The organism is Ramlibacter lithotrophicus (genome assembly GCF_012184415.1).
Lineage (GTDB): Bacteria > Pseudomonadota > Gammaproteobacteria > Burkholderiales > Burkholderiaceae_C > Ramlibacter > Ramlibacter lithotrophicus.
Window position 1 is genome coordinate 132,244 of record NZ_VTOX01000009.1, and the last position, 19,596, is coordinate 151,839.

Annotated in this window: 17 protein-coding genes; 7 read left to right on the forward strand and 10 right to left on the reverse strand. The window is 70.4% G+C overall.

What is annotated here, in order from left to right:
• Positions 1-24: 24 nt before the first annotated feature.
• Both hemE and priA read left to right on the forward strand, forming a co-directional pair.
• Complete coding sequence (gene hemE, locus RAMLITH_RS20540) at positions 25-1,119, forward strand: uroporphyrinogen decarboxylase (protein WP_168109310.1); 1,095 nt, start codon at positions 25-27, stop codon at positions 1,117-1,119.
• Positions 1,120-1,465: 346 nt separating this feature from the next.
• Positions 1,466-3,511 (forward strand): replication restart helicase PriA, encoded by a 2,046-nt coding sequence (gene priA / locus RAMLITH_RS20545; RefSeq protein ID WP_168109311.1) that lies wholly within the window; start codon positions 1,466-1,468, stop codon positions 3,509-3,511.
• A 12-nt stretch (positions 3,512-3,523) separates the two neighbouring features.
• Here priA and rsmI read toward each other — a convergent pair whose 3' ends face one another.
• A complete protein-coding gene (gene rsmI, locus RAMLITH_RS20550) occupies positions 3,524-4,438 on the reverse strand; it encodes a 16S rRNA (cytidine(1402)-2'-O)-methyltransferase (RefSeq protein WP_168109312.1) in 915 nt (304 codons plus the stop codon).
• Here rsmI and RAMLITH_RS20555 point away from each other — a divergent pair.
• Genes RAMLITH_RS20555 through RAMLITH_RS20565 form a run of 3 tightly spaced genes read left to right on the forward strand, consistent with a single transcriptional unit; the run spans position 4,438 to position 6,153 of the window.
• On the forward strand, positions 4,438-4,827 hold the full coding sequence (locus RAMLITH_RS20555; protein WP_168109313.1) for a YraN family protein: 390 nt from the start codon (positions 4,438-4,440) through the stop codon (positions 4,825-4,827). The two genes, rsmI and RAMLITH_RS20555, sit on opposite strands and share 1 nt — an antisense overlap.
• Before the next feature lie 49 nt (positions 4,828-4,876).
• Positions 4,877-5,476 (forward strand): phosphoheptose isomerase, encoded by a 600-nt coding sequence (locus RAMLITH_RS20560; protein WP_168109314.1) that lies wholly within the window; start codon positions 4,877-4,879, stop codon positions 5,474-5,476.
• Complete coding sequence (locus RAMLITH_RS20565; RefSeq protein ID WP_238344300.1) at positions 5,473-6,153, forward strand: BON domain-containing protein; 681 nt, start codon at positions 5,473-5,475, stop codon at positions 6,151-6,153. The genes RAMLITH_RS20560 and RAMLITH_RS20565 overlap by 4 nt, the downstream gene beginning before the upstream one ends.
• 46 nt (positions 6,154-6,199) lie before the next feature.
• On the opposite strand, the gene RAMLITH_RS20570 is transcribed toward RAMLITH_RS20565, so the two are convergent.
• The 3 genes from RAMLITH_RS20570 to RAMLITH_RS20580 all read right to left on the reverse strand — a co-directional run bounded on the left by RAMLITH_RS20570 (position 6,200) and on the right by RAMLITH_RS20580 (position 9,505).
• Positions 6,200-7,102, reverse strand: coding sequence for an NAD(P)-dependent oxidoreductase (locus RAMLITH_RS20570; protein WP_168109315.1), 903 nt, complete (start codon positions 7,100-7,102; stop codon positions 6,200-6,202).
• Positions 7,103-7,278: 176 nt separating this feature from the next.
• Positions 7,279-8,415, reverse strand: coding sequence for a PilT/PilU family type 4a pilus ATPase (locus tag RAMLITH_RS20575; RefSeq protein ID WP_168109316.1), 1,137 nt, complete (start codon positions 8,413-8,415; stop codon positions 7,279-7,281).
• 43 nt (positions 8,416-8,458) lie between these two features.
• Positions 8,459-9,505 (reverse strand): PilT/PilU family type 4a pilus ATPase, encoded by a 1,047-nt coding sequence (locus RAMLITH_RS20580; protein WP_168109317.1) that lies wholly within the window; start codon positions 9,503-9,505, stop codon positions 8,459-8,461.
• A 39-nt stretch (positions 9,506-9,544) separates the two neighbouring features.
• On the opposite strand from RAMLITH_RS20580, the gene RAMLITH_RS20585 reads away from it, so the two are divergent.
• Positions 9,545-10,243 (forward strand): YggS family pyridoxal phosphate-dependent enzyme, encoded by a 699-nt coding sequence (locus tag RAMLITH_RS20585; RefSeq protein WP_168109318.1) that lies wholly within the window; start codon positions 9,545-9,547, stop codon positions 10,241-10,243.
• Positions 10,244-10,248: 5 nt separating this feature from the next.
• Here the strand turns inward: RAMLITH_RS20585 and glpK are convergent, their stop codons facing one another.
• Genes glpK through RAMLITH_RS20605 form a run of 4 tightly spaced genes read right to left on the reverse strand, consistent with a single transcriptional unit; the run spans position 10,249 to position 17,598 of the window.
• Positions 10,249-11,817, reverse strand: coding sequence for a glycerol kinase GlpK (gene glpK / locus RAMLITH_RS20590; protein WP_168109319.1), 1,569 nt, complete (start codon positions 11,815-11,817; stop codon positions 10,249-10,251).
• A gap of 18 nt (positions 11,818-11,835) precedes the next feature.
• A complete protein-coding gene (locus tag RAMLITH_RS20595; RefSeq protein WP_168109320.1) occupies positions 11,836-13,212 on the reverse strand; it encodes an efflux transporter outer membrane subunit in 1,377 nt (458 codons plus the stop codon).
• On the reverse strand, positions 13,209-16,370 hold the full coding sequence (locus tag RAMLITH_RS20600; RefSeq protein ID WP_168109321.1) for an efflux RND transporter permease subunit: 3,162 nt from the start codon (positions 16,368-16,370) through the stop codon (positions 13,209-13,211). The genes RAMLITH_RS20595 and RAMLITH_RS20600 overlap by 4 nt, the downstream gene beginning before the upstream one ends.
• 10 nt (positions 16,371-16,380) lie before the next feature.
• Positions 16,381-17,598: an efflux RND transporter periplasmic adaptor subunit gene (locus tag RAMLITH_RS20605; protein ID WP_168109322.1), complete on the reverse strand. Its 1,218-nt coding sequence runs from the start codon at positions 17,596-17,598 to the stop codon at positions 16,381-16,383.
• Positions 17,599-17,711: 113 nt separating this feature from the next.
• On the opposite strand from RAMLITH_RS20605, the gene RAMLITH_RS20610 reads away from it, so the two are divergent.
• A complete protein-coding gene (locus RAMLITH_RS20610; RefSeq protein ID WP_168109323.1) occupies positions 17,712-18,332 on the forward strand; it encodes a TetR family transcriptional regulator in 621 nt (206 codons plus the stop codon).
• A gap of 16 nt (positions 18,333-18,348) precedes the next feature.
• On the opposite strand, the gene RAMLITH_RS20615 is transcribed toward RAMLITH_RS20610, so the two are convergent.
• Both RAMLITH_RS20615 and RAMLITH_RS20620 read right to left on the reverse strand, forming a co-directional pair.
• On the reverse strand, positions 18,349-19,059 hold the full coding sequence (locus RAMLITH_RS20615) for a ProQ/FINO family protein (RefSeq protein ID WP_168109324.1): 711 nt from the start codon (positions 19,057-19,059) through the stop codon (positions 18,349-18,351).
• Between the two features lie 117 nt (positions 19,060-19,176).
• A complete protein-coding gene (locus tag RAMLITH_RS20620; RefSeq protein ID WP_168109325.1) occupies positions 19,177-19,593 on the reverse strand; it encodes a hypothetical protein in 417 nt (138 codons plus the stop codon).
• Positions 19,594-19,596: the final 3 nt, after the last annotated feature.

The following is a 19,596-nucleotide window of genomic DNA, read 5'->3' on the forward strand; positions in this document are numbered from 1 at the left end:
CACCAGCCGCCGGGAGGCCGGGCAATGAGCTTCGCGCCGCTTCGCAACGACAGCTTCCTGCGGGCGTGCCTGCGGCAGGCGACGCCGCACACGCCGGTGTGGCTGATGCGGCAGGCCGGCCGCTACCTGCCCGAATACCGCGAGACGCGCGCGCGCGCCGGCAGCTTCATGGGGCTGGCGATGAATCCGGACTATGCGACGGAAGTCACCCTGCAGCCGCTCGACCGCTACCGGCTCGACGCCGCGATCCTGTTTTCCGACATCCTCACGGTGCCCGACGCGATGGGCCTGGGCCTCACGTTCGCGCAAGGCGAAGGCCCCCGATTCGCCACGCCGGTACGCGACGAGTCCGCGGTGCGCGCGCTGCGCGTGCCCGACCTGGAGCAGCTGCGCTACGTATTCGACGCGGTCACGTCGATCCGGCGCGCCCTGGCCGGCCGGGTGCCGCTGATCGGTTTCTCCGGCAGCCCGTGGACGCTGGCGTGCTACATGGTCGAAGGCGCCGGCTCGGACGACTACCGGCTGGTCAAGACCATGATGTACAGCCGGCCCGACCTGATGCACCGCATCCTGGAGATCAACGCCGATGCCGTCGCGGCCTACCTGAATGCGCAGATCGACGCCGGCGCGCAGGCGGTGATGGTCTTCGACAGCTGGGGCGGCGTGCTGGCCGACGGCGCGTTCCAGGAGTTCAGCCTGGCGTACACCGCGCGCGTGCTGGCGCAGCTGAAGCGCAGCGCCGAAGGCGCCACCGTCCCGCGCATCGTCTTCACCAAGGGCGGCGGCCTCTGGCTGGAAGAGATGGGACGCCTCGATTGCGAAGTGCTGGGCCTGGACTGGACGGTGAACCTCGGACGCGCCCGGGCCCTGGTCGGTGGCCACAAGGCCCTGCAGGGCAACCTCGATCCCAATGTGCTGTTCGCGCCGCCGACACGGATCGAGGCGGAAGCGATCAAGCTCCTGGACAGCTTCGGGCAGCCGCACGGCGGCGCCGGCACCGGCCCGACCCACATCTTCAACCTCGGGCATGGCATCAGCCAGTACACGCCGCCAGAGCACGTGCAGGTGCTGGTGGACACCGTCCATGCTCATTCGGCCAAACTGCGCGGGCGGGATTGACCCCACGCCGCATCGGTATTTTCCCTAGTGTGAGTTCGGGCAAATTGTTTGTGCGAACTCCCACTTATGCACAAAACACGCGGTCCGGACATTTTTTCAGGCCTGCCCCTGCTCCAAAATCCATAGCGCCGCTAAGTCGTTGATTTTCCACGAATTGAAGCACGGCAGTTTTTTCGGCCGGCGACGTTAAGCTCTTGATTTTTCTGCGGGACTACGGCAGGCGCCAGAAATTTTCAACAAAGTTATCCACAGAAAATCGGGGCGTCCGGCATTTTGAGAAAAATCAACGGGTTAGGGCCGATTCCTGAATCAAGCCTGAAGTTCGAGCGCTAACTGACACTTCTCGATGGTGCACCGCCTTGCCGTCGTCGTCCCCACCCCAGCGCACAGTTCGGTCGCCGGCCCACTCAGCTACCGAAGTGAGCTGGCACTTGCCCCCGGGACCTTGCTGCGCGTTCCCCTCGGCCGGCGCGAGGTGCTGGGCGTCGTCTGGGACGGCGAGGCGGCAGCGCTGTCACCCGACGCCGGCGTCGCCGAGCGTCCCGTTGCCGGCGCCCTGGAAGGTATCGGGCCGCTATCGCGGCAGTGGCGGGATCTGGTTACTTTTTGCGCAGCTTATTACCAGCGTTCGCTCGGGGAGGTGGCGCTGGCAGCGCTGCCCCCGCAGCTGCGCGACCTGACGACCGCCCAGGTGGCGCGCCGCCTGAAGCGAAGCGCCGCGACCGACAGCGCCGGGACGCCTGACACGGCGCCCGAGCTCACCGGCGAGCAGGCGGCAGCGCTGCGGGCGATCGACGCGAACGACGGCACCTTCCTGTTGTACGGCGCCACCGGCAGCGGCAAGACCGAGGTGTACCTGCAGTGCGTGCAGGGCCTGCTGGCGCGCGATCCGCAGGCCCAGGCACTGGTCATGGTCCCCGAGATCAACCTCACGCCGCAGTTGCAGGAGCGATTCGTCGAGCGCTTCGGCGCGGGGCAGGTGGTGGCGATGCACAGCGGCCTCACCAATCCGCAGCGGCTGAAAAGCTGGCTGGCCGCCCACCAGGGCGCGGCCCGGATCGTGCTCGGCACGCGGATGGCGGTGTTCGCGTCGATGCCGGGCCTGCAGCTGATCGTCGTCGACGAGGAGCACGACCCCAGCTACAAGCAGCAGGAAGGAGCCCGCTATTCGGCTCGCGACCTCGCCGTCTTGCGCGGCCGGCTCGAGGGCGCGAAGGTGCTGCTCGGCTCGGCGACGCCGTCGCTCGAGAGCTGGCATGCCAGCGAGCAGGGCCGCTACCGGCGGCTGGAGATGGCCAGCCGCATCGGCGCCGGCGCGCTGCCGGCCGTGCGCCTGGTGGACATGAACCTGCAGCCGAAGCACGCCGTGTTCGCGCCGCCGCTGGTCGATGCGATCCGGCAGCGGGCCGCGCGCGGCGAGCAGTCGCTGATCTTCCTGAACCGGCGCGGCTATGCCCCCGTGCTGTCCTGCACCGACTGCGGCTGGAAGAGCGAGTGCCCGCATTGCAGCGCTTTTCGCGTCTTCCACAAGATCGACCGCACCTTGCGCTGCCACCACTGCGGCTTCACCGAGCGGGTGCCGCGGCATTGCCCGGCCTGCGGCAACGCCGACATCGCGCCGGTAGGCCGCGGCACGGAGCGGCTGGAGGAACACCTGGCGGAATTGCTCGCCGAGGCCGTCCGGCCCGACGGCCAGCCGGTGCGCGTGGCCCGGATGGACGCCGACAGCGTCCGGCTCAAGGGCGCCCTTCAGGAGCAGCTCGCGCAGGTCCATGCCGGCGCGGTCGACGTGCTGGTGGGCACCCAGATGGTCACCAAGGGCCACGACTTCAGGCGCATCACGCTGGTGGCGGCGCTGCAGGCCGATTCGGCACTGTTTTCCAGTGACTTCCGCGCGCCGGAGCGCTTGTTCGCGCTGCTGCTGCAGGCGGCCGGGCGGGCCGGCCGCGATGCCGCGCAAGCGGCGGCCAGCGAGATGTGGGTGCAGACCTGGAATCCGGGCCATCCGCTGTTCGCCGCGCTGCGCCGCCACGACTATCCGGCCTTCGCCGCGCAGCAGCTCAAGGAACGCGAGCAGGCCGGCATGCCCCCGTTCGGCTTCCAGGCGCTGGTGCGCGCCGAAGCGCGCACCCAGGAAACGGCGCAGGCGTTCCTGCAGGCCGGCAGCGCGGCGGCGCAGGACCTCGCCGCCGCCCACGGCGTCACGCTCTATTCGGCCGTACCCATGAGCGTGCAGCGCGTGGCGAACGTCGAACGCGCCCAGATGCTGGTGGAGGGCGCGTCCCGCCCGGCGCTGCAGCGTTTCCTGGCCCAGTGGCGGCCCCTGCTCCAGGCAAGCCGCGAGCGCGGGTTGCTGCGCTGGGCCATCGACGTCGATCCGCTGGCGATCTGACGTCCCCCGCGGTCAGGCCGCCGGCGGCGTGGCGGCCGACTTCAGCGACAACGCCGCTTGGTAGAGATCGTTGCGCCCGGCGCCGCTGATCTCGGCCGCCAGCTTCACGGCGGTCTTCACGGGCAGCTCCTGCAGCAGCAGCTTCAGCACGCGCAGGCCCTCGTCGGCGGCCGGCGCCTGCGGCGCCGCGTGCAGCACCAGCACGAACTCGCCATGCACGCGCTTGGCATTGCCGGCCAGCCAACCGGCCAGCCCTGCGCACTCCACCGTCGCGATCTCCTCGAACTGCTTGGTCAGCTCGCGTCCCACCGTGACCGCGCGCGCCCCGAGCACGGCCAGCCCGCGCGCCAGCGACTCGATCCGGTGCGGCGCTTCCAGGAGCACCACGGGCCGGCTTTCCTGGGCCAGCGCCGCCAGCGCGGCGTCGCGCTCGCCCGCCTTGGCCGGCAGGAAGCCGGCGAACACGAAGGCGCCTCCCTCCTGCACCACGCCGGCCACGCTCAGGGCGGCGGTGATGCTGCTGGCGCCGGGGACCGGGACCACCGGCAGGCCGGCGTCTCTCACGGCCCCCACCAGCCGCGCGCCCGGGTCACTCACTCCGGGCGTGCCGGCGTCGCTGGCGTAGGCCACCCGCTCCCCGGCGCGCAGGCGCTCGATCACCCCTTGGGCGCCTTGCGCCTCGTTGTGCTGGTGCACGGCCAGCCAGCGGCCCTGGTCGATCCCGTAGGCGCGCAGCAGGGCCTGGGTATGGCGCGTGTCCTCGCAGGCGATGGCGTCCGCCAGCTGCAACACGTGCAGCGCCCGCAAGCTGATGTCGGCCAGGTTGCCGATCGGCGTCGCGACGACGTACAGCGCCCCCTGCGGATAATGCTGGGCGGCGGCGGCGGCCCGCGCTGCGTCGAGGGCCAAGGAAAAGGACGCGCTCAATGGAATTCCCTCGCAAGACAGCGGCTGCGGCCGCCACGACCCGGCAGGCGGGCCGCGCCGCCGAGGACCGCGCGCTCGCCCACCTGCTGGACGGCGGCCTGAAGCTGCTGGCGCGCAATTATCGGACGCCGGGCCGCGGCGGCGGCGAGATCGACCTGATCATGCGCGAGCCGGGCGGCACCGTGGTCTTCGTCGAGGTGCGGCAGCGGGCCAGCCGCGGCTTCGGCGGGGCCGCGGCCAGCGTGGGGCCGGTCAAGCAGCGCCGGATCGTCTTCGCGGCGCGCCACTTCTTGATGCGCCTGGCCGCGCCGCCGCCCTGCCGCTTCGACGTCGTCACCGTCGAGGGCGCGCGCATCGAATGGCTGCGGGCCGCGTTCGACGCCGGCTGATCGGCCGCCGCGAGGGCTGCGCCGCGGACGGCGGGTATCATCGCGAGCCATGCTCGAACAACGGATCCAGCAGCACTTCATCGACAGCGCCGACCTCAAGTACCAGGCGGCGCAGACGCTGAGCAAGCCGCTCGCGGCCGCCGTCCAGGCCGTGCTGGCCTGCGTGACCAGCGGCGGCAAGGTGCTCGCCTGCGGCAACGGCGGCTCGGCCGCCGACGCGCAGCATTTCGCGGCCGAGTTCGTCGGCCGCTTCGAGCGCGAGCGCCCGGAGCTCGGCGCGATCGCGCTGACCACCGACACATCGATCCTCACGGCGATCGCCAACGACTACGATTTCGAGCGGGTGTTCGCCAAGCAGGTGCGCGCCCTCGGCCAGGCCGGCGACGTGCTGCTGGCGCTGTCAACCAGCGGCAACTCCGCCAACGTGCTGGCCGCGGTCGAGGCCGCGCACGAGCGCGAGATGACGGTGGTGGCGCTCACCGGGCGCGGCGGCGGCAGGATCGGCAACGCGCTGCGCGAGACCGACGTGCACGTGTGCGTGCCGCACGAGCGGACCGCGCGCATCCAGGAAGTGCACCTGCTCGCGCTGCACTGCATCTGCGACGGCGTCGACGCCCAGTTGCTCGGAGAACAGGAACCCCCCACATGAAGACACACCACATGCTGTCCCGCGCGGCGCTGGCGCTCGCGGCCGCCACGGCGCTCGGCGCCACCCTCTCGGCCTGTGCGCCGCTGGTGATCGGCGGCGCGGCCGTCGGCGCGATGATGGCGTTCGATCGCCGCACATCCGGCACACAGATCGAGGACGAGAGCATCGAGTTGCGCGCGGCCAGCCGCGTGCGCGACGCGTTCGGCGACCGTGCCCACGTCAACGTCACGAGCTACAACCGCCAGGTGCTGCTCACGGGCGAGGTGCCGAGCGAACAGGCGAAGCAGCAGGCCGAGCAGATCGTGTCCCGGGTCGAGAACGTGAAGGGCACCGTCAACGAACTGGCGGTGATGCCGCCGTCGAGCCTCTCGCAGCGCTCGTCGGACACGCTGATCACCGGCCAGGTCAAGGCCTCGGTGGTGGACGACAGCAGCCTGTCGGTGTCGGCGTTCAAGGTGGTGACCGAGCGGGGCACCGTCTACCTGATGGGCCGGGTGACGCAGCGCGAAGCCGACCGGGCGACGCAGATCGCCCGCCACGTCAACGGCGTGCAGCGCGTGGTGCGCATCTTCGAGATCATCAGCGAAGAGGAACTGCGGCGGATCACGCCGACCGTTGGCCGCTCGGCGCCGGCGCCGGCGCCGGCTCCGGCGCGGCCGGCGAGCGCTGCCCGTTGAAGACCCAACAGCCGCTTTTGGGGTTCCGGCTGTCCGGCGCCGTTTCCTACTTCAACCGCGTGATCAGGCTCGACGTGTCCCACCGCCGGCCGCCGGACTGCTGCACGTCGGCGTAGAACTGGTCCACCAGCGCCGTCACCGGCAGCCGCGCGCCGTTGCGCCTGGCTTCCTCGATGCACAGGCCGAGGTCCTTGCGCATCCAGTCCACCGCGAAGCCGTAATCGAACTTGCCTTCGATCATCGTCTTGCCGCGGTTGTCCATCTGCCAGCTCTGGGCGGCGCCCTTGCCGATCACTTCCAGCACCTGCAGCATGTCCAGCCCCGCCTTCTGGCCGAACGCGATGGCCTCCGACAGGCCTTGCACCAGGCCCGCGATGGCGATCTGGTTCACCATCTTGGCGAGTTGGCCCGAGCCGGCGGCTCCCAGCAGCGTGAAGGCGCGCGAGAACGCCATGGCGACGGGCTTCGCCGCCTCGAAGGCCGCGGCATCGCCGCCGCACATCACGGTGAGCATGCCGTTCTGCGCGCCCGCCTGGCCGCCTGACACGGGCGCATCGACGAACTGCACGCCGTGGCGCTGCGCCTCGGCGAACAGTTCGCGGGCGACGTTCGCCGACGCCGTCGTGTGATCGACCAGGATCGCGCCGCGCTTCATTCCGGCGAACGCGCCATCCGGGCCCAGCACCACCGAGCGCAGGTCGTCGTCGTTGCCAACGCAACAGAAGACGAAGTCGCAGCCTTCCGCGGCCGCCTTCGGGGTCGACGTCGATCGGCCCTTGAACTCGCCGGTCCAGGCCTGCGCCTTGGCCGCGCTGCGGTTGTAGACCGTCACGTCATGGCCGGCCAGCGCCAGGTGCCCGGCCATGGGAAAGCCCATGACGCCCAGGCCGAGGAACGCAACCTTGCGCGGGGCGGTGGATTCGTAGGTCTTGGGATTGGTGCTGCCCATTGCTTTGGTCCTCGAGTGATCGAAGCGCAGATTCTAGACGTCACCCCTGCACGCGTCCCCGCAGGGGCACCGGCCGGGCGGAGCAGCGCGCAGCCGGCCACACCATGACGAAGGCCGGGTCCCCCGGCCTTCGTCATCCGTCCAGACAACTTCGAAAACGCGCGGCGTTTTCGAAGTTAAACAATCGACAGGTGCTCCGTCCCCGCCGAGAGGTCCGTGCTCTTGGCGCGCTGGCTGTTGAGCTTGATCTGCAGGCGCAGGTCGTTGAGCGAGTCCGCGTTGCGCAGCGCGTCCTCGAAGCTGATCACGTTGTTCTCGTACAGGTCGAACAGCGCCTGGTCGAAGGTCTGCATGCCCAGGTTGCGGCTCTTCTTCATGATCTCCTTGATCTCGGAGACCTCGCCCTTGAAGATCAGGTCGGAGATCAGCGGCGAATTCAGCATGATTTCCACCGCGGCGGCGCGGCCCTTCCCGTCCTGCTTGGGAACCAGCCGCTGCGAGATCATCGCGCGCAGGTTCAGCGACAGGTCCATCAGCAGCTGGGCCCGCCGTTCCTCGGGGAAGAAGTTGATCACCCGGTCCAGCGCCTGGTTGGCGCTGTTGGCGTGCAGCGTCGCCATGCACAGGTGGCCGGTCTCGGCGAAGGCGATCGCATGCTCCATCGTCTCCCGGTCGCGGATCTCGCCCATCAGGATCACGTCGGGCGCCTGCCGCAGCGTGTTCTTCAGCGCCGCCTCCCAGGTGTCGGTGTCCAGCCCCACCTCGCGCTGCGTCACCACGCAGTTCTTGTGCGGGTGCACGAATTCCACCGGGTCCTCGATCGTGATGATGTGCCCGTAGGAATTCTCGTTGCGCCAGTCGACCATGGCGGCCAGCGTCGTCGACTTGCCCGAGCCGGTGGCGCCGACCAGGATGCACAGGCCGCGCTTGGTCATCGTCACTTCCTTGAGCACCTGCGGCACGCCCAGCTTGTCGATGGTGGGCAGGATCTGCGGAATCACCCGCAACACCATCCCCACCTTGCCCTGCTGCACGAACGCGTTGACCCGGAAGCGCCCGATCGACGGCGGCGAGATCGCGAAGTTGCACTCCTTGGTGCGCTCGAACTCGGCCGCCTGCTTGTCGTTCATGATCGATCGCGCCAGCGCCAGCGTGTGGGCGCCGGTAAGCGGCTGCGGCGACACCTTGGTGATCTTGCCGTCGACCTTGATGGCCGGCGGGAAATCGCCCGTGAGGAACAGGTCGCTGCCGTTGCGGCTGACCATCAGCTTGAGCAGGTCGTTGATGAATTTCGTCGCCTGGTCGCGTTCCATGGAAGTCCTTCGGGATGTCGGTGCCGCAAGTGGCGCGGGCGCGTCAGGCGCCCGGGAAGTTCTCGGGGATCTTGGCCTTGCCGCGCGCCTCGGAGGCGCTGATGAGGTTGCGCTTGACGAGGTCCGACAGGTTCTGGTCCAGCGTCTGCATGCCGAACTGGTTGCCGGTCTGGATGGCCGAATACATCTGCGCCACCTTCGCCTCGCGGATCAGGTTCCGGATGGCCGAAGTGCCGATCATGATCTCGTGCGCGGCGACCCGGCCGTTGCCGTCCTTGGTCTTGCACAGCGTCTGCGAGATCACGGCCTGCAGCGACTCCGACAGCATCGCGCGGATCATCTCCTTTTCCTCGGCCGGAAAGACATCGATGATGCGGTCCACGGTCTTCGCCGCGCTGGACGTGTGCAAGGTGCCGAACACCAGGTGGCCGGTCTCGGCCGCCGTCATCGCCAGCCGGATGGTTTCGAGGTCGCGCATTTCGCCGACCAGGATCGCGTCGGGGTCTTCGCGCAGCGCGGACTTCAGCGCGGCGGCGAACGACAGCGTCATGTTGCCGACCTCGCGCTGGTTGATCAGGCACTTCTTGGATTCGTGCACGAACTCGATCGGGTCCTCCACCGTGAGGATGTGCCCGTACTCGGTTTCGTTCAGGTAGTTGACCATCGCCGCCAGCGTCGTCGACTTGCCGGATCCGGTCGGGCCGGTCACCAGCACCATGCCGCGCGGCTTGAGCGCCAGCTCGCCGAAGATCTTCGGCGCGTTGAGCTGCTCCAGCGTCAGGATCTTCGACGGAATGGTCCGGAACACGGCGCCCGCGCCGCGGTTCTGGTTGAATGCGTTGACGCGGAAGCGCGCCAGGCCGTCGATCTCGAACGAGAAGTCGACTTCGAGGAACTCCTCGTAGGCCTTGCGCTGGGTGTCGTTCATGATGTCGTACACCATCGCGTGGACCTGCTTGTGGTCCAGGGCCTCGACGTTGATGCGCCGGACGTCGCCGTGGACGCGGATCATCGGCGGCAGTCCCGCCGAAAGATGCAGGTCGGACGCCTTGTTCTTGACGCTGAATGCCAGCAGCTGGGTAATATCCACGGGTCCCTCGTTCCTCGCATGCTCCGGGTGCGGTGAATTATGACGACGATTGCCGCCAAGCTCCAACTTGTCCACCAGCGTATCGCCGCAGCGTGCACTGCTGCACACCGCGGCGTGGGCGAAGTGCAACTGCTGGCGGTGTCCAAGACCTTCGGCCCGGAGGCGGTGCGCGAGGCGCACGCGTACGGGCAACGAGCGTTCGGCGAGAACTACATCCAGGAAGCGGTGGAGAAGATCGCCTTGCTGGGCGACCTGCCGCTTGAGTGGCATTGCATCGGCCCGGTCCAGAGCAACAAGACGCGCCTGGTCGCCGCCCACTTCGACTGGGTTCACACGGTGGACCGGCTGAAGGTGGCGCAACGCCTGTCGGAGCAGCGGCCCGAAGGCAGGCCGGCGCTGCAGGTATGCCTCCAGGTCAACATCGACGGCGGGCCAACCAAATCGGGCGTGGCGCCGCGCGACGTGCCGGCCCTGGCGCGGGAAGTCGCCCAGCTGCCGAACCTCCAGCTGCGCGGCCTCATGACCATCCCCGAGCCGTGCGACGACTTCGAAGGGCAGTTCGCCGTGCACCGCCGCACGCGGGCCCTGTTCGACGAACTGCGCGACCAGGGCCTCGCGCTCGACACCTTGTCGATGGGCATGACCGCCGACCTCGAGGCGGCCATCGCCGCCGGCAGCACCATGGTGCGGGTGGGAACGGCGATCTTCGGCTCGCGCGTCAAGCCCACCGGCGCCTGAGGCGCTCAGCCGGCGGTGGCCTGCCGCACCGCGCGTTCCCAGCGGCCCATCAGCTCGGCGGCGCGTTCGGCCGGCAGGGTCGGCTGGAACCGGCGCTCGGCGCGCCAGAGGCCGGCCAGTTCATCGGTGCCGCGGTACACGCCGGCCGCGAGGCCCGCGAGCCAGGCGGCGCCCAGGGCCGTCGTCTCGACGCAAGCCGGCCGCACCACGGGGATGCCCAGCAGGTCGGCCTGGAACTGCATCAGCAGGTCGTTGACGCAGGCACCGCCGTCGACCCGCAATTCGCTGACCGGCGCGCCGCCCGCGGCGACCGCATCCCGGCTCATGGCCTGCAGCAGCGCCGCGCTCTGGTAGGCGATGCTCTCCAGCGCGGCGCGCGCGATGTGCGCCACCGTCGTGCCGCGCGTGATGCCGGTGATCGTGCCGCGCGCGTCCGGCTTCCAGTACGGCGCGCCCAGCCCGGTGAACGCCGGCACCATCATCACCCCGCCGGCGTCCGGCACGCTCTGGGCGAGCGCCTGCACCTCGCCGCTGGCCTCGATCGCGTGCAGGCCGTCGCGCAGCCACTGCACCACCGCCCCCCCGACGAACACGCTTCCTTCCAATGCGTACGCATTGGAAGGAAGCGTTGCACGCTCCATGTGCCCGCCCCCACCCCAGCCCTCCCCCGCACGGGGGAGGGAGCCGCGGGATGCCTCGGGCGCCTGCGACGCGATCGTCGTGATCAGGTTGTTGCGGCTGGCGATGGCCTGGTCGCCCGTGTGCATCAGCAGGAAGCAGCCGGTGCCGTAGGTGTTCTTGGCCATCCCGGCCGTGAAGCAGGCCTGCCCGAACAGGGCGCTCTGCTGGTCCCCGGCCACGCCGCCGATCAGCACCGGTGCGCCCAGCAGCGAAGGGCGGCTCTTGCCGTAATCGGCGCTGGACGGCAGGACCCTGGGCATCAGCGAGGCGGGGATGTCCAGCAGCGCCAGCAGGTCGGCATCCCACTCGTTGCGGTGCACGTCGAACAGCATGGTGCGCGAGGCGTTCGTGACGTCGGTAGCATGCAGCGCGCCCTCGGTCAACTGCCACAGGAGCCAGCTGTCGATGGTGCCGAACGCCAGCTCGCCGCGCTGCGCCTGCTCGCGCGCGCCGGGGACGTGGTCCAGCAGCCAGCGGATCTTGGTCGCTGAGAAATACGAGTCGATGACCAGGCCGGTCCGGGACTGGATCAGGGGCGCGTGGCCTTGCTCGCGCAGTTGCGCGCACAAGGGCTCGCCGCGGCGGTCCTGCCACACGATGGCATGGTGCACCGGCAGGCCGGTCCGGCGGTTCCACAGCACCGTGGTTTCGCGCTGGTTGGTGATGCCCAGCGCCGCGATGTCGCCGGCCTTCAGCCCGGCCCGCTGCAACGCCTCGCGCGCGGTCGCGAGCTGGCCGCGCCAGATCTCCATCGGATCATGCTCCACCCAGCCGGGGCGCGGATAGATCTGCAGCAGCTCCTGCTGGGCCTGGGCAACGACGTTCCCTTGCGGGTCGAAGACGATGCTGCGCGAACTGGAAGTGCCCTGGTCGAGTGCGAGGAGGTAGCCCATGGCGCGAATGTAGTGGAATCACATCGGCTCGGTCCAGCCGCCGCCCAGCGCCCGGTACAACAGCACCTGGCTTTGCAGCTGCTGCAGCCGCGTCTGGACCAGCGCCTGCTGCGCGGCGAACAGCGAGCGCTGGGCGTCCAGCAGGTCCAGCGAGCTCGCCACGCCGCTGCGATAGCGCAGCTCGGACAGGCGATGGCGCACGCTTTCGGCCTCGGCCACCTGCCCTTGCGCGCGCAGCTGCTCGCCGAACGTGGCACGCCCCGCCAGCGCGTCCGACACCTCCCGGAACGCGACCTGGATCGCGCGCTCGTATTGCGCGACGGCGATGTCGCGAGCGGCGGTCGCCGCATCCAGCCCGGCGCGATTGCGGCCGGCGTCGAAGATCGGCTGCAGCAGTTGCGGCGCGGCCGTGAAACCCCAGCTGCCGCCCTTGAACAGGCCGGACAGCTCCGTGCTCGCGGCGCCGAGCCCCGCCGTCAGGGAAATGCGCGGGAAGAACGCCGCCCGCGCGGCGCCGATGTTGGCGTTGGCCGCCACCAGCTGCTGCTCGGCCTGCCGCACGTCGGGACGCCGCACCAGCACGTCGGAGGGCGTGCCGGCCGGCACGTCCGGCAATCGCAGCGCGGCCGTGCTGACCTCGGTCACCAGCTCCGGCGGCACCGGCTGCCCCAGCAGCAAGGCCAGCGCGTCGAGGTCCAGCGCGCGCTGGCGCGTGAGCTGCGCCAGCGCGACGCGCGCAGCCTCGGTGAGCGACTGCGCCTGGCGCACGTCCAGTTCCGATGTCACGCCGTTGTCGAAGCGAAGCCGCACCAGCCGCAGCGACTCCTCGCGGGTCGCGAGCGTCCGGCGCGTGAGCTCCAGCAGCTCCTCGTCGGCGACCAGCGCGAGCCAGGTGTTGGCGACGCTCGCGACCAGGCTGATCTGCGCCGCCTTGCGGCCTTCTTCGGTCGCCAGGTACTGCGCCAGCGCCGCCGCGCTCAGGCTCGCCACGCGACCGAAGAAATCGATCTCCCAGTTGCTCAGGCCGAGGCCCGCCGTGTAGGTCGTCCGGCTGTCCTCGCCGCTCGGCGTCCGCGTGGCACCCACGGTGGCCCCGAAGGTGGGCAGCCGGTCGGCACGACGGATGTCGTACTGGGCCCGCGCCTGCTCGATGTTGAGGACGGCGATGCGCAGGTCGCGGTTGTTGCGCAGCGCGACGGCAATCAGTTGCCTCAGCCGCTCGTCGCCGAAGAACTGCTGCCACGGCAGGTCGGCGGCCGGCGTGCCGGTGGCCGCCGCCGGCGCCGGCCAGCCGCCGGCCACCGGCGCGGGCGGGCGCTCGTACGTGGGCATCATGGAGCAGCCGGACAGCGCGCCGATCGCGAGCGCCGCCGCGGCGAGTTGGAATCGGTTCATCGATGAGCTCCCTCGGCCGGGGCCGGCCCGTCGAGTTCGTGCCGGTACATGCGGTTCTGGCGTTCGCTGCCCTTGAAGATGCCGCGCACGACGACGAAGAAGACCGGCACGAAGAACACCGACAGCGCCGTGCCGGTCAACATGCCGCCCAGCACGCCGGTGCCGATCGCTCGCTGGCTCGCCGAGCCGGCGCCGCTCGCCAGCGCCAGCGGCAGCACGCCCAGGCCGAACGCCATCGACGTCATGACGATCGGCCGGAACCGCAGGTGCGCCGCCGCCAGCGCCGCCTCGATGACGCCCTTGCCCTGCGCCTGCAGGTCCTTGGCGAATTCGATGATCAGGATGGCGTTCTTGGCCGCGAGGCCGATGATGGTGATCAGCCCCACCTGGAAATAGACGTCGTTGGCATAGCCGCGCAACGTGGTGGCGAGCAGCACCCCCAGCACGCCGAGCGGTACGACCAGAATGACCGACAGCGGGATCGACCAGCTCTCGTACAGCGCCGCCAGGCACAGGAACACCGCGAGGATCGCGAAGCCATAGAGGATCATGGCCTGCGCGCCGGCCAGCTTTTCCTCGCGCGACTGGCCGGTCCACTCGTAACCGAAGCCCTGCGGCAGCTGCGCGGCGAGCCGCTCCATCTCCGCCATCGCCGCGCCGGTGCTCTGGCCGGGCGCGGGCGCCCCGGAGATGCGCATCGCGGGATAACCGTTGTAGCGGATCGTCTGCATGGCGCCGGTGACCCAGCGCGTGGTGGCGAAGGCGCGCAGCGGCACCAGCCTGCCCTGCTGGTTGGCGGCATTGAGCTCCAGCAGGTCGTCCGGCTGCATGCGCGCCGGCGCATCGGCCTGCACCACCACGCGCTGCAGCCGCCCGCGGTTCGGGAAGTCGTTGACGTAGCTGGAGCCCAGCGCCGTCGACAGCACCGAGTTGATCGCGTCGAAGGACACGCCCAGGGCGCCGGCCTTGTCCCGGTCGATGTCGATCTGCAGCTGAGGCGCATCCTCGAGGCCGTCGGGGCGCACCTGCGTCAGCAGCGGACTCTGGGCCGCGAGCCCCAGCAGCTGGTTGCGCGCGGCCACCAGCGCCTCGTGCCCGGCGCCGCCGCGGTCCTGCAGCCGGAAGGTGAAGCCGGAAGCGGCGCCCAGCTCCGGGATCGGCGGCGGACTGAGCGGAAAGATGATGGCGTCGCGGATGCCGGCGAGGCCGCCGAACGCGCGGCCGGCGATCGCCTGCGCCGACTGGCCGGGGCCTTCGCGCTGCCCCCAGTCCTTGAGCGTGATGAAGCCCAGCGCCGCGTTCTGTCCCTGGCCCGAGAAGCTGAAGCCGAGCACGCTCACCATGCTCTGCACTTCCGGCTGCTTGAGCATGTACGCCTCCACCTGTTCCATCACCTTGCCGGTGCGCTGCTGGGTCGCGCCCGGCGGCAATTGCACGTTGACCAGCATCGTGCCCTGGTCCTCGGCCGGCAGGAACGACGTCGGCAGGCGCGAATACATCAACGCCACGGCGCCGATGATCGCCGCGTAGATGACCAGGTAGCGCGCGGCCCGCTTGAGGATGCGCGCCACGACGCTTTCGTAGCCCTTGGCGGTATTCGCGAAGCCGCGATTGAACCAGCCGAAGAAACCGCCCTTCTCGTGGTGGTGGCCGGCTTCGACCTGCTTGAGCAAGGTCGCGCACAAGGCCGGCGTCAGGGAGAGCGCCATGAATGCCGAGAACCCGATCGACGCCACCATGACCGCGGCAAACTGGCGGTAGATGTTCCCGGTGGCGCCGGCGAAGAAGGCCAGCGGCACGAACACCGAAATCAGCACCACCGTGACGCCGATGATGGCGCCCTGGATCTGGCCCATGGCCTTGCGCGTCGCCTCGCGCGGCGGCAGCCCCTCGGTACTCATGATCCGCTCGACGTTCTCCACCACCACGATCGCGTCGTCGACGACGATGCCGATCACCAGCACCATGCCGAACATCGTGAGCACGTTGATCGAGAAGCCCAGCGCGAGCAGCGCGCCGAAGGTGCCGAGCAGCGCGATCGGCACCACCAGCGTGGGGATGATGGTGTAGCGCCAGTTCTGCAGGAACAGGAACATGACGAGGAACACCAGCGCAACCGCCTCCAGCAGCGTGATGACCACCTGCGAGATCGAGATCTTCACGAACCGGGAGCTGTCGTACGGGATGTCCCACTTCATGCCGGCCGGGAAGAACTTCGACAGTTCCCCCATCCGGGTGCGGATCGCGGCGGCGGTCTCCAGCGCGTTGCCGCTGGGCGCCAGCTGCACGCCGATGCCCGTGGACGGCTTGCCGTTCAGGCGTGCCGAGGTCGCATAGTTCTGCGCGCCGAGCTCGATCCGCGCGACGTCGCGCAGGCGCACGGTGGAACCGTCGATGTTGGCGCGCAGCACGATGTTGCCGAACTGCTCGACGCTGGCGAGCTGGCCGTTGACGACGACGGTCGCGGCGATGCCCTGGCCGCCGATGTTGGGCAGGTCGCCGATGGTGCCGGAGGACACCTGCGCGTTCTGCGCCCGGATGGCCGCGTTCACTTCGCCCGCCGAGATGCCGAAGCTCACCAGCTTCGCCGGGTCGATCCACACGCGCATCGCCTGCTCGGTGCCGAACAGCTGGGCCTGGCCGACGCCGGGGATCCGCTGGATTTCGGGCAGCACGGCGCGCGAGGCGTAGTAGCCCAGCGCCACCGGGGTGTAGGCCGGATCGTCGGACGACAGGATCGTGAACAGCAGGAAGTTCGAGCGCGCCTTGTCCACGCGCACGCCTTGCTGCGTCACGGCCGAAGGCAGGCGCGGAGTCGCGCGGGACAGCCGGTTCTGCACGTCCACCTGCGCGAGGTCCGGGTTGGTGCCCGGCTGGAAGCTCAGGGTGATCTGGCCGCCGCCGTTGGCCTGGCTCACCGACTCCATGTAGATGAGGCCCGGCGAGCCGTTCATTTCCTGCTCGATGACGCTGATGACGCTTTCCTCCAGCGTCTTGGCCGACGCGCCTGGATAGAAGGCGGACACCACGATCGACGGCGGGGCCACCGGCGGATACTGCGCCACCGGCAGCTGGGTGATGGCCACGCCGCCCATCACGATGACGAACAGCGCGATGACCCACGCGAAGATGGGCCGGTCGATGAAGAAGCGCGCCACGGCCTGCTCCTTACTTCGCCGCCGATGCCGGGGCCGCGGCCGGCGCGGCGTTCCACGGCACCGGTTTCACCGGCGCGCCGGGTCGCAACTTCTGGAAGCCTTCGACGATCACCTGCTCGCCGGCCTTCAGGCCATCGAGCACCACCCACTGTCCGGCCTGAGCTGACCCGACCCGGATCTTGCGCGTGCTCACCTGGCCGTCGGCGCCCACCACCATCACGCTGTCGCCCTGGGCCGTGCGCGTCACGGCCTGCTGCGGCAGCAGCACGGCGTCGCCGGCCCTGGCCTGCTCCAGGCGCACGCGGACATACAGGCCCGGCAACAGGCTGCCGTTGGCATTGGGCACCTCGGCGCGCAGCGTGATCTGGCCGCTGGTGGGATCCACCGACAGGTCGGAGAACAGCAGCTTGCCCGGCTGCGGATGCTCGCTGCCGTCTTCGAGCACCACGCGCACCAGCGCGCCCTCGGCGCCGGCAGCCCGCTTCAGGCGTCCCTGAGCCAGCGCCTGGCGCAGCCGCAGCACGTCGGCGGCCGGCTGCGTGAAATTGACGTACATGGGGTGGATCTGCTGGATGACGGCCAGCGGCGTCGCCTCGCCCTGCCCCACCAGCGCGCCTTCGGTGACCAGGGCGCGGCCGATGCGGCCACCGATCGGCGCCACGACCGACGCGTAGCCCAGGTTGATCTGCGCCGTCTGCACGGCGGCGCGAGCTGCTGCCACCTCGGCCTCGGCGGCCTTCTGCGCCGCCACCGCGTTGGCATATTCCTGCTTGCTGATCGCGTTCGCCTCCACCAGCGGCTTGTAGCGCTCGGCGAGGGCGGTGGCCTGCCCGAGATTGGCTTGCGACCGCATCAGCGCCGCCTGCGCGCTGGCGCTGGCCGCCGCATACGGCGCCGGGTCGATGCGGTACAGCGGCTGGCCCGCGCGCACGTCGCTGCCTTCGCGGAACAGGCGCTTCTGCACGATGCCCGCGGCGCGCGCGCGCACCTGCGCGACGCGCGAGGCCTCGAGCCGGCCGGGCAGCTCGGTGACCAGGCCGACCTCGCCCGGCGCCACCTTGACCACCGCCACTTCCGGCGGCGGCATGGCGGCGGCGCCGGCCGGTGCATTGCCCTTGGCGGCGTCCTGCCCGCAGGCGGCCAGCAGCAACGCGGCGAGCAGCGCGGCCGTGCGCGGCGCGGCGGCAAGAACGGACAGGGGCCTCGGGTTCGCGGACAAGGCAGGCATCGGATTCCTCAGGCGGTGTTCTTGACTCCGGTCGCGCACGCGCTTCCGGCCGGGCTGGCGCGCCCGCGGAAAGCGCCGCAGTATACATGCATTCATGAATGTATACTCGCCGCATGCCCCGCCGCACCAAGGAAGACGCCCTGGCGACCCGCGAGTCGCTGCTCGACGCGGCGGAGCGCCTGTTCCAGGCGCAAGGCGTGTCGGGCACTTCGCTGCACGACATCGCCACCGCCGCCGGCGCCACCCGCGGTGCAGTCTACTGGCACTTCAAGGACAAGGCCGACCTGTTCAACGCCATGATGGACCGCGTCACCCTGCCGCTGGAGGATGCGCTCCCGCAGGCCCGCGGCGCGGCGAGCGAGGACCCGCTGCCGCGCCTGCGCGCGGCGCTGCTGGCCGCGCTGCGCCGCACCGCCACCGATCCGCAGACGCGGCGCGTCTTCGAGGTCGCCACGCAGAAAGTGGAATACATCGACGCGCTCGGCAAGGTGCGGGAGCGCCACCTGGACGCGCGCCGGCGCAGCGTGGTGCTGATGAAGCAGGCGCTGCAGCGCAGCGCCATCGCGCGCGGACGGCGCCTGCGGATGCCGGCCATCGCCGCGGCCCGCGGCCTGCACGCGCTGGTGGCCGGACTGATCCAGGACTGGCTGCTCGATCCCGGCGAGTTCCAGCTGGAAGCGGCCGGCCGGCAGGCCATCGACGCCTACCTGGCCGGGCTGGGCCTCGGCGCGTAACCAGTCGCCGCGCGCATCATTTCCTGCGCCGCGCCCGCTGCAGCGACGCGGCCGCGGCGCGCGGGTCCAGCCCGTACATCTGCGCGAAGGCTTCCACGCTGGCGCCGCCGCTCGCCTCGAAGGCGCGCAGCAGCGCCTCGTCCTTCGCGCGCCGCTCGGCCGCGATCGCCAGCGCCTCGTCGAGCAAGGCGTTGGCCGACTCGTCGCGCCCGCGCACCAGCTGGCCATAGTCCTCGGCGGAAAGCCCGGACGCCTCGAACGCCTGCACGATGCGGTCGCGCAGCTTCGGCCTCAGGTCTTCGCCGCCGCGCGCCTGGCGGCGCCGGAACACTTCGAGCAAGGCGTGATGCACGTGCTCGGGCGCCATTGCTTCCACCGGCTGGCCCTGCAGGTCGTGGCGCTGCTGGCCGGCCGCCACGGCCGTGAGGTAACGGCTCGAGCGGGTATGAAACGACAGCGCCTCCTTCAGCGCATCCTTGTCGAACGCGTCGGGATGCGCCTCGAGCAGGTCCTGGAAGATGCCGCGCTTGAGCGGCCGGAACACGGCCCCGAACAGATGCGGGTAGAAACCGGCCAGCTTCTCGAGCGTCGGCTGCACCTCGGCTGCCCGGGCGGCACCACGCTTCTTCTCGCGCGGCGGGGGCGCTTGCGGGTCGACCGCGGGCGCGGGCGCGGCTTGCTGCGCGGCATCGATTGCCGGCTGGTCGGCGGTCGGGGATTCGTTCATGGGTGAGTGAGGCAATCGGGGCTGGCACGGCGGGGCGCGGCCGCGCTGGCGCGCGGTGCCCGGTGAGGGATGCGAATGATATCTGGACGCGCGGACGCGCGGCCGCGCCTACCGCGCCTACCGGGCGCCGAACGGACTGACGACTGCAGCTGCGGGCGGCGCTTCGCCCCGGGCCGCGCGCATCGCGGCGATCGCCTCCTCGAACGACTTCGCCTGCACGATGGCCGGGGGGGGCACCGGGGGCGGCACGGTGCGCGCCGCGGCCAGCGCGGCCGTGAAGGGATCGTTCCCCGCGCTGCCCGGCGGGATCCGCACTTGCGGCATGGCGTCGCCGTCGGCCTCCTCGGCCGCCGCCGTGGCCGCCGAATGGACCAGCGCCGGCGCCACGTAGCGCGGGGCGGGGGGAGCCGGCGCGATCGGAGGCACATCCTGCGGCGGGCCGGCCCACCAGACGAAGGCCGCGGCCAGGGTGGCCCCGGCGAGGAGGGCCCCGGCCAGCGCCCTGCGGCCCGCCCGTGCACGCGGGACGGCCATCCG

Coding starts and splice junctions, on each gene's coding strand:
- hemE (WP_168109310.1), top strand. CDS start 25: ATGAGCTTCGCGCCGCTTCGCAACGACAGCTTCCTGCGGGCGTGCCTG.
- priA (WP_168109311.1), top strand. CDS start 1,466: ATGGTGCACCGCCTTGCCGTCGTCGTCCCCACCCCAGCGCACAGTTCG.
- RAMLITH_RS20555 (WP_168109313.1), top strand. CDS start 4,438: ATGGAATTCCCTCGCAAGACAGCGGCTGCGGCCGCCACGACCCGGCAG.
- RAMLITH_RS20560 (WP_168109314.1), top strand. CDS start 4,877: ATGCTCGAACAACGGATCCAGCAGCACTTCATCGACAGCGCCGACCTC.
- RAMLITH_RS20565 (WP_238344300.1), top strand. CDS start 5,473: ATGAAGACACACCACATGCTGTCCCGCGCGGCGCTGGCGCTCGCGGCC.
- RAMLITH_RS20570 (WP_168109315.1), bottom strand. CDS start 7,102: ATGGGCAGCACCAATCCCAAGACCTACGAATCCACCGCCCCGCGCAAG.
- RAMLITH_RS20575 (WP_168109316.1), bottom strand. CDS start 8,415: ATGGAACGCGACCAGGCGACGAAATTCATCAACGACCTGCTCAAGCTG.
- RAMLITH_RS20585 (WP_168109318.1), top strand. CDS start 9,545: ATGACGACGATTGCCGCCAAGCTCCAACTTGTCCACCAGCGTATCGCC.
- glpK (WP_168109319.1), bottom strand. CDS start 11,817: ATGGGCTACCTCCTCGCACTCGACCAGGGCACTTCCAGTTCGCGCAGC.
- RAMLITH_RS20595 (WP_168109320.1), bottom strand. CDS start 13,212: ATGAACCGATTCCAACTCGCCGCGGCGGCGCTCGCGATCGGCGCGCTG.
- RAMLITH_RS20605 (WP_168109322.1), bottom strand. CDS start 17,598: ATGCCTGCCTTGTCCGCGAACCCGAGGCCCCTGTCCGTTCTTGCCGCC.
- RAMLITH_RS20610 (WP_168109323.1), top strand. CDS start 17,712: ATGCCCCGCCGCACCAAGGAAGACGCCCTGGCGACCCGCGAGTCGCTG.
- RAMLITH_RS20615 (WP_168109324.1), bottom strand. CDS start 19,059: ATGAACGAATCCCCGACCGCCGACCAGCCGGCAATCGATGCCGCGCAG.
- RAMLITH_RS20620 (WP_168109325.1), bottom strand. CDS start 19,593: ATGGCCGTCCCGCGTGCACGGGCGGGCCGCAGGGCGCTGGCCGGGGCC.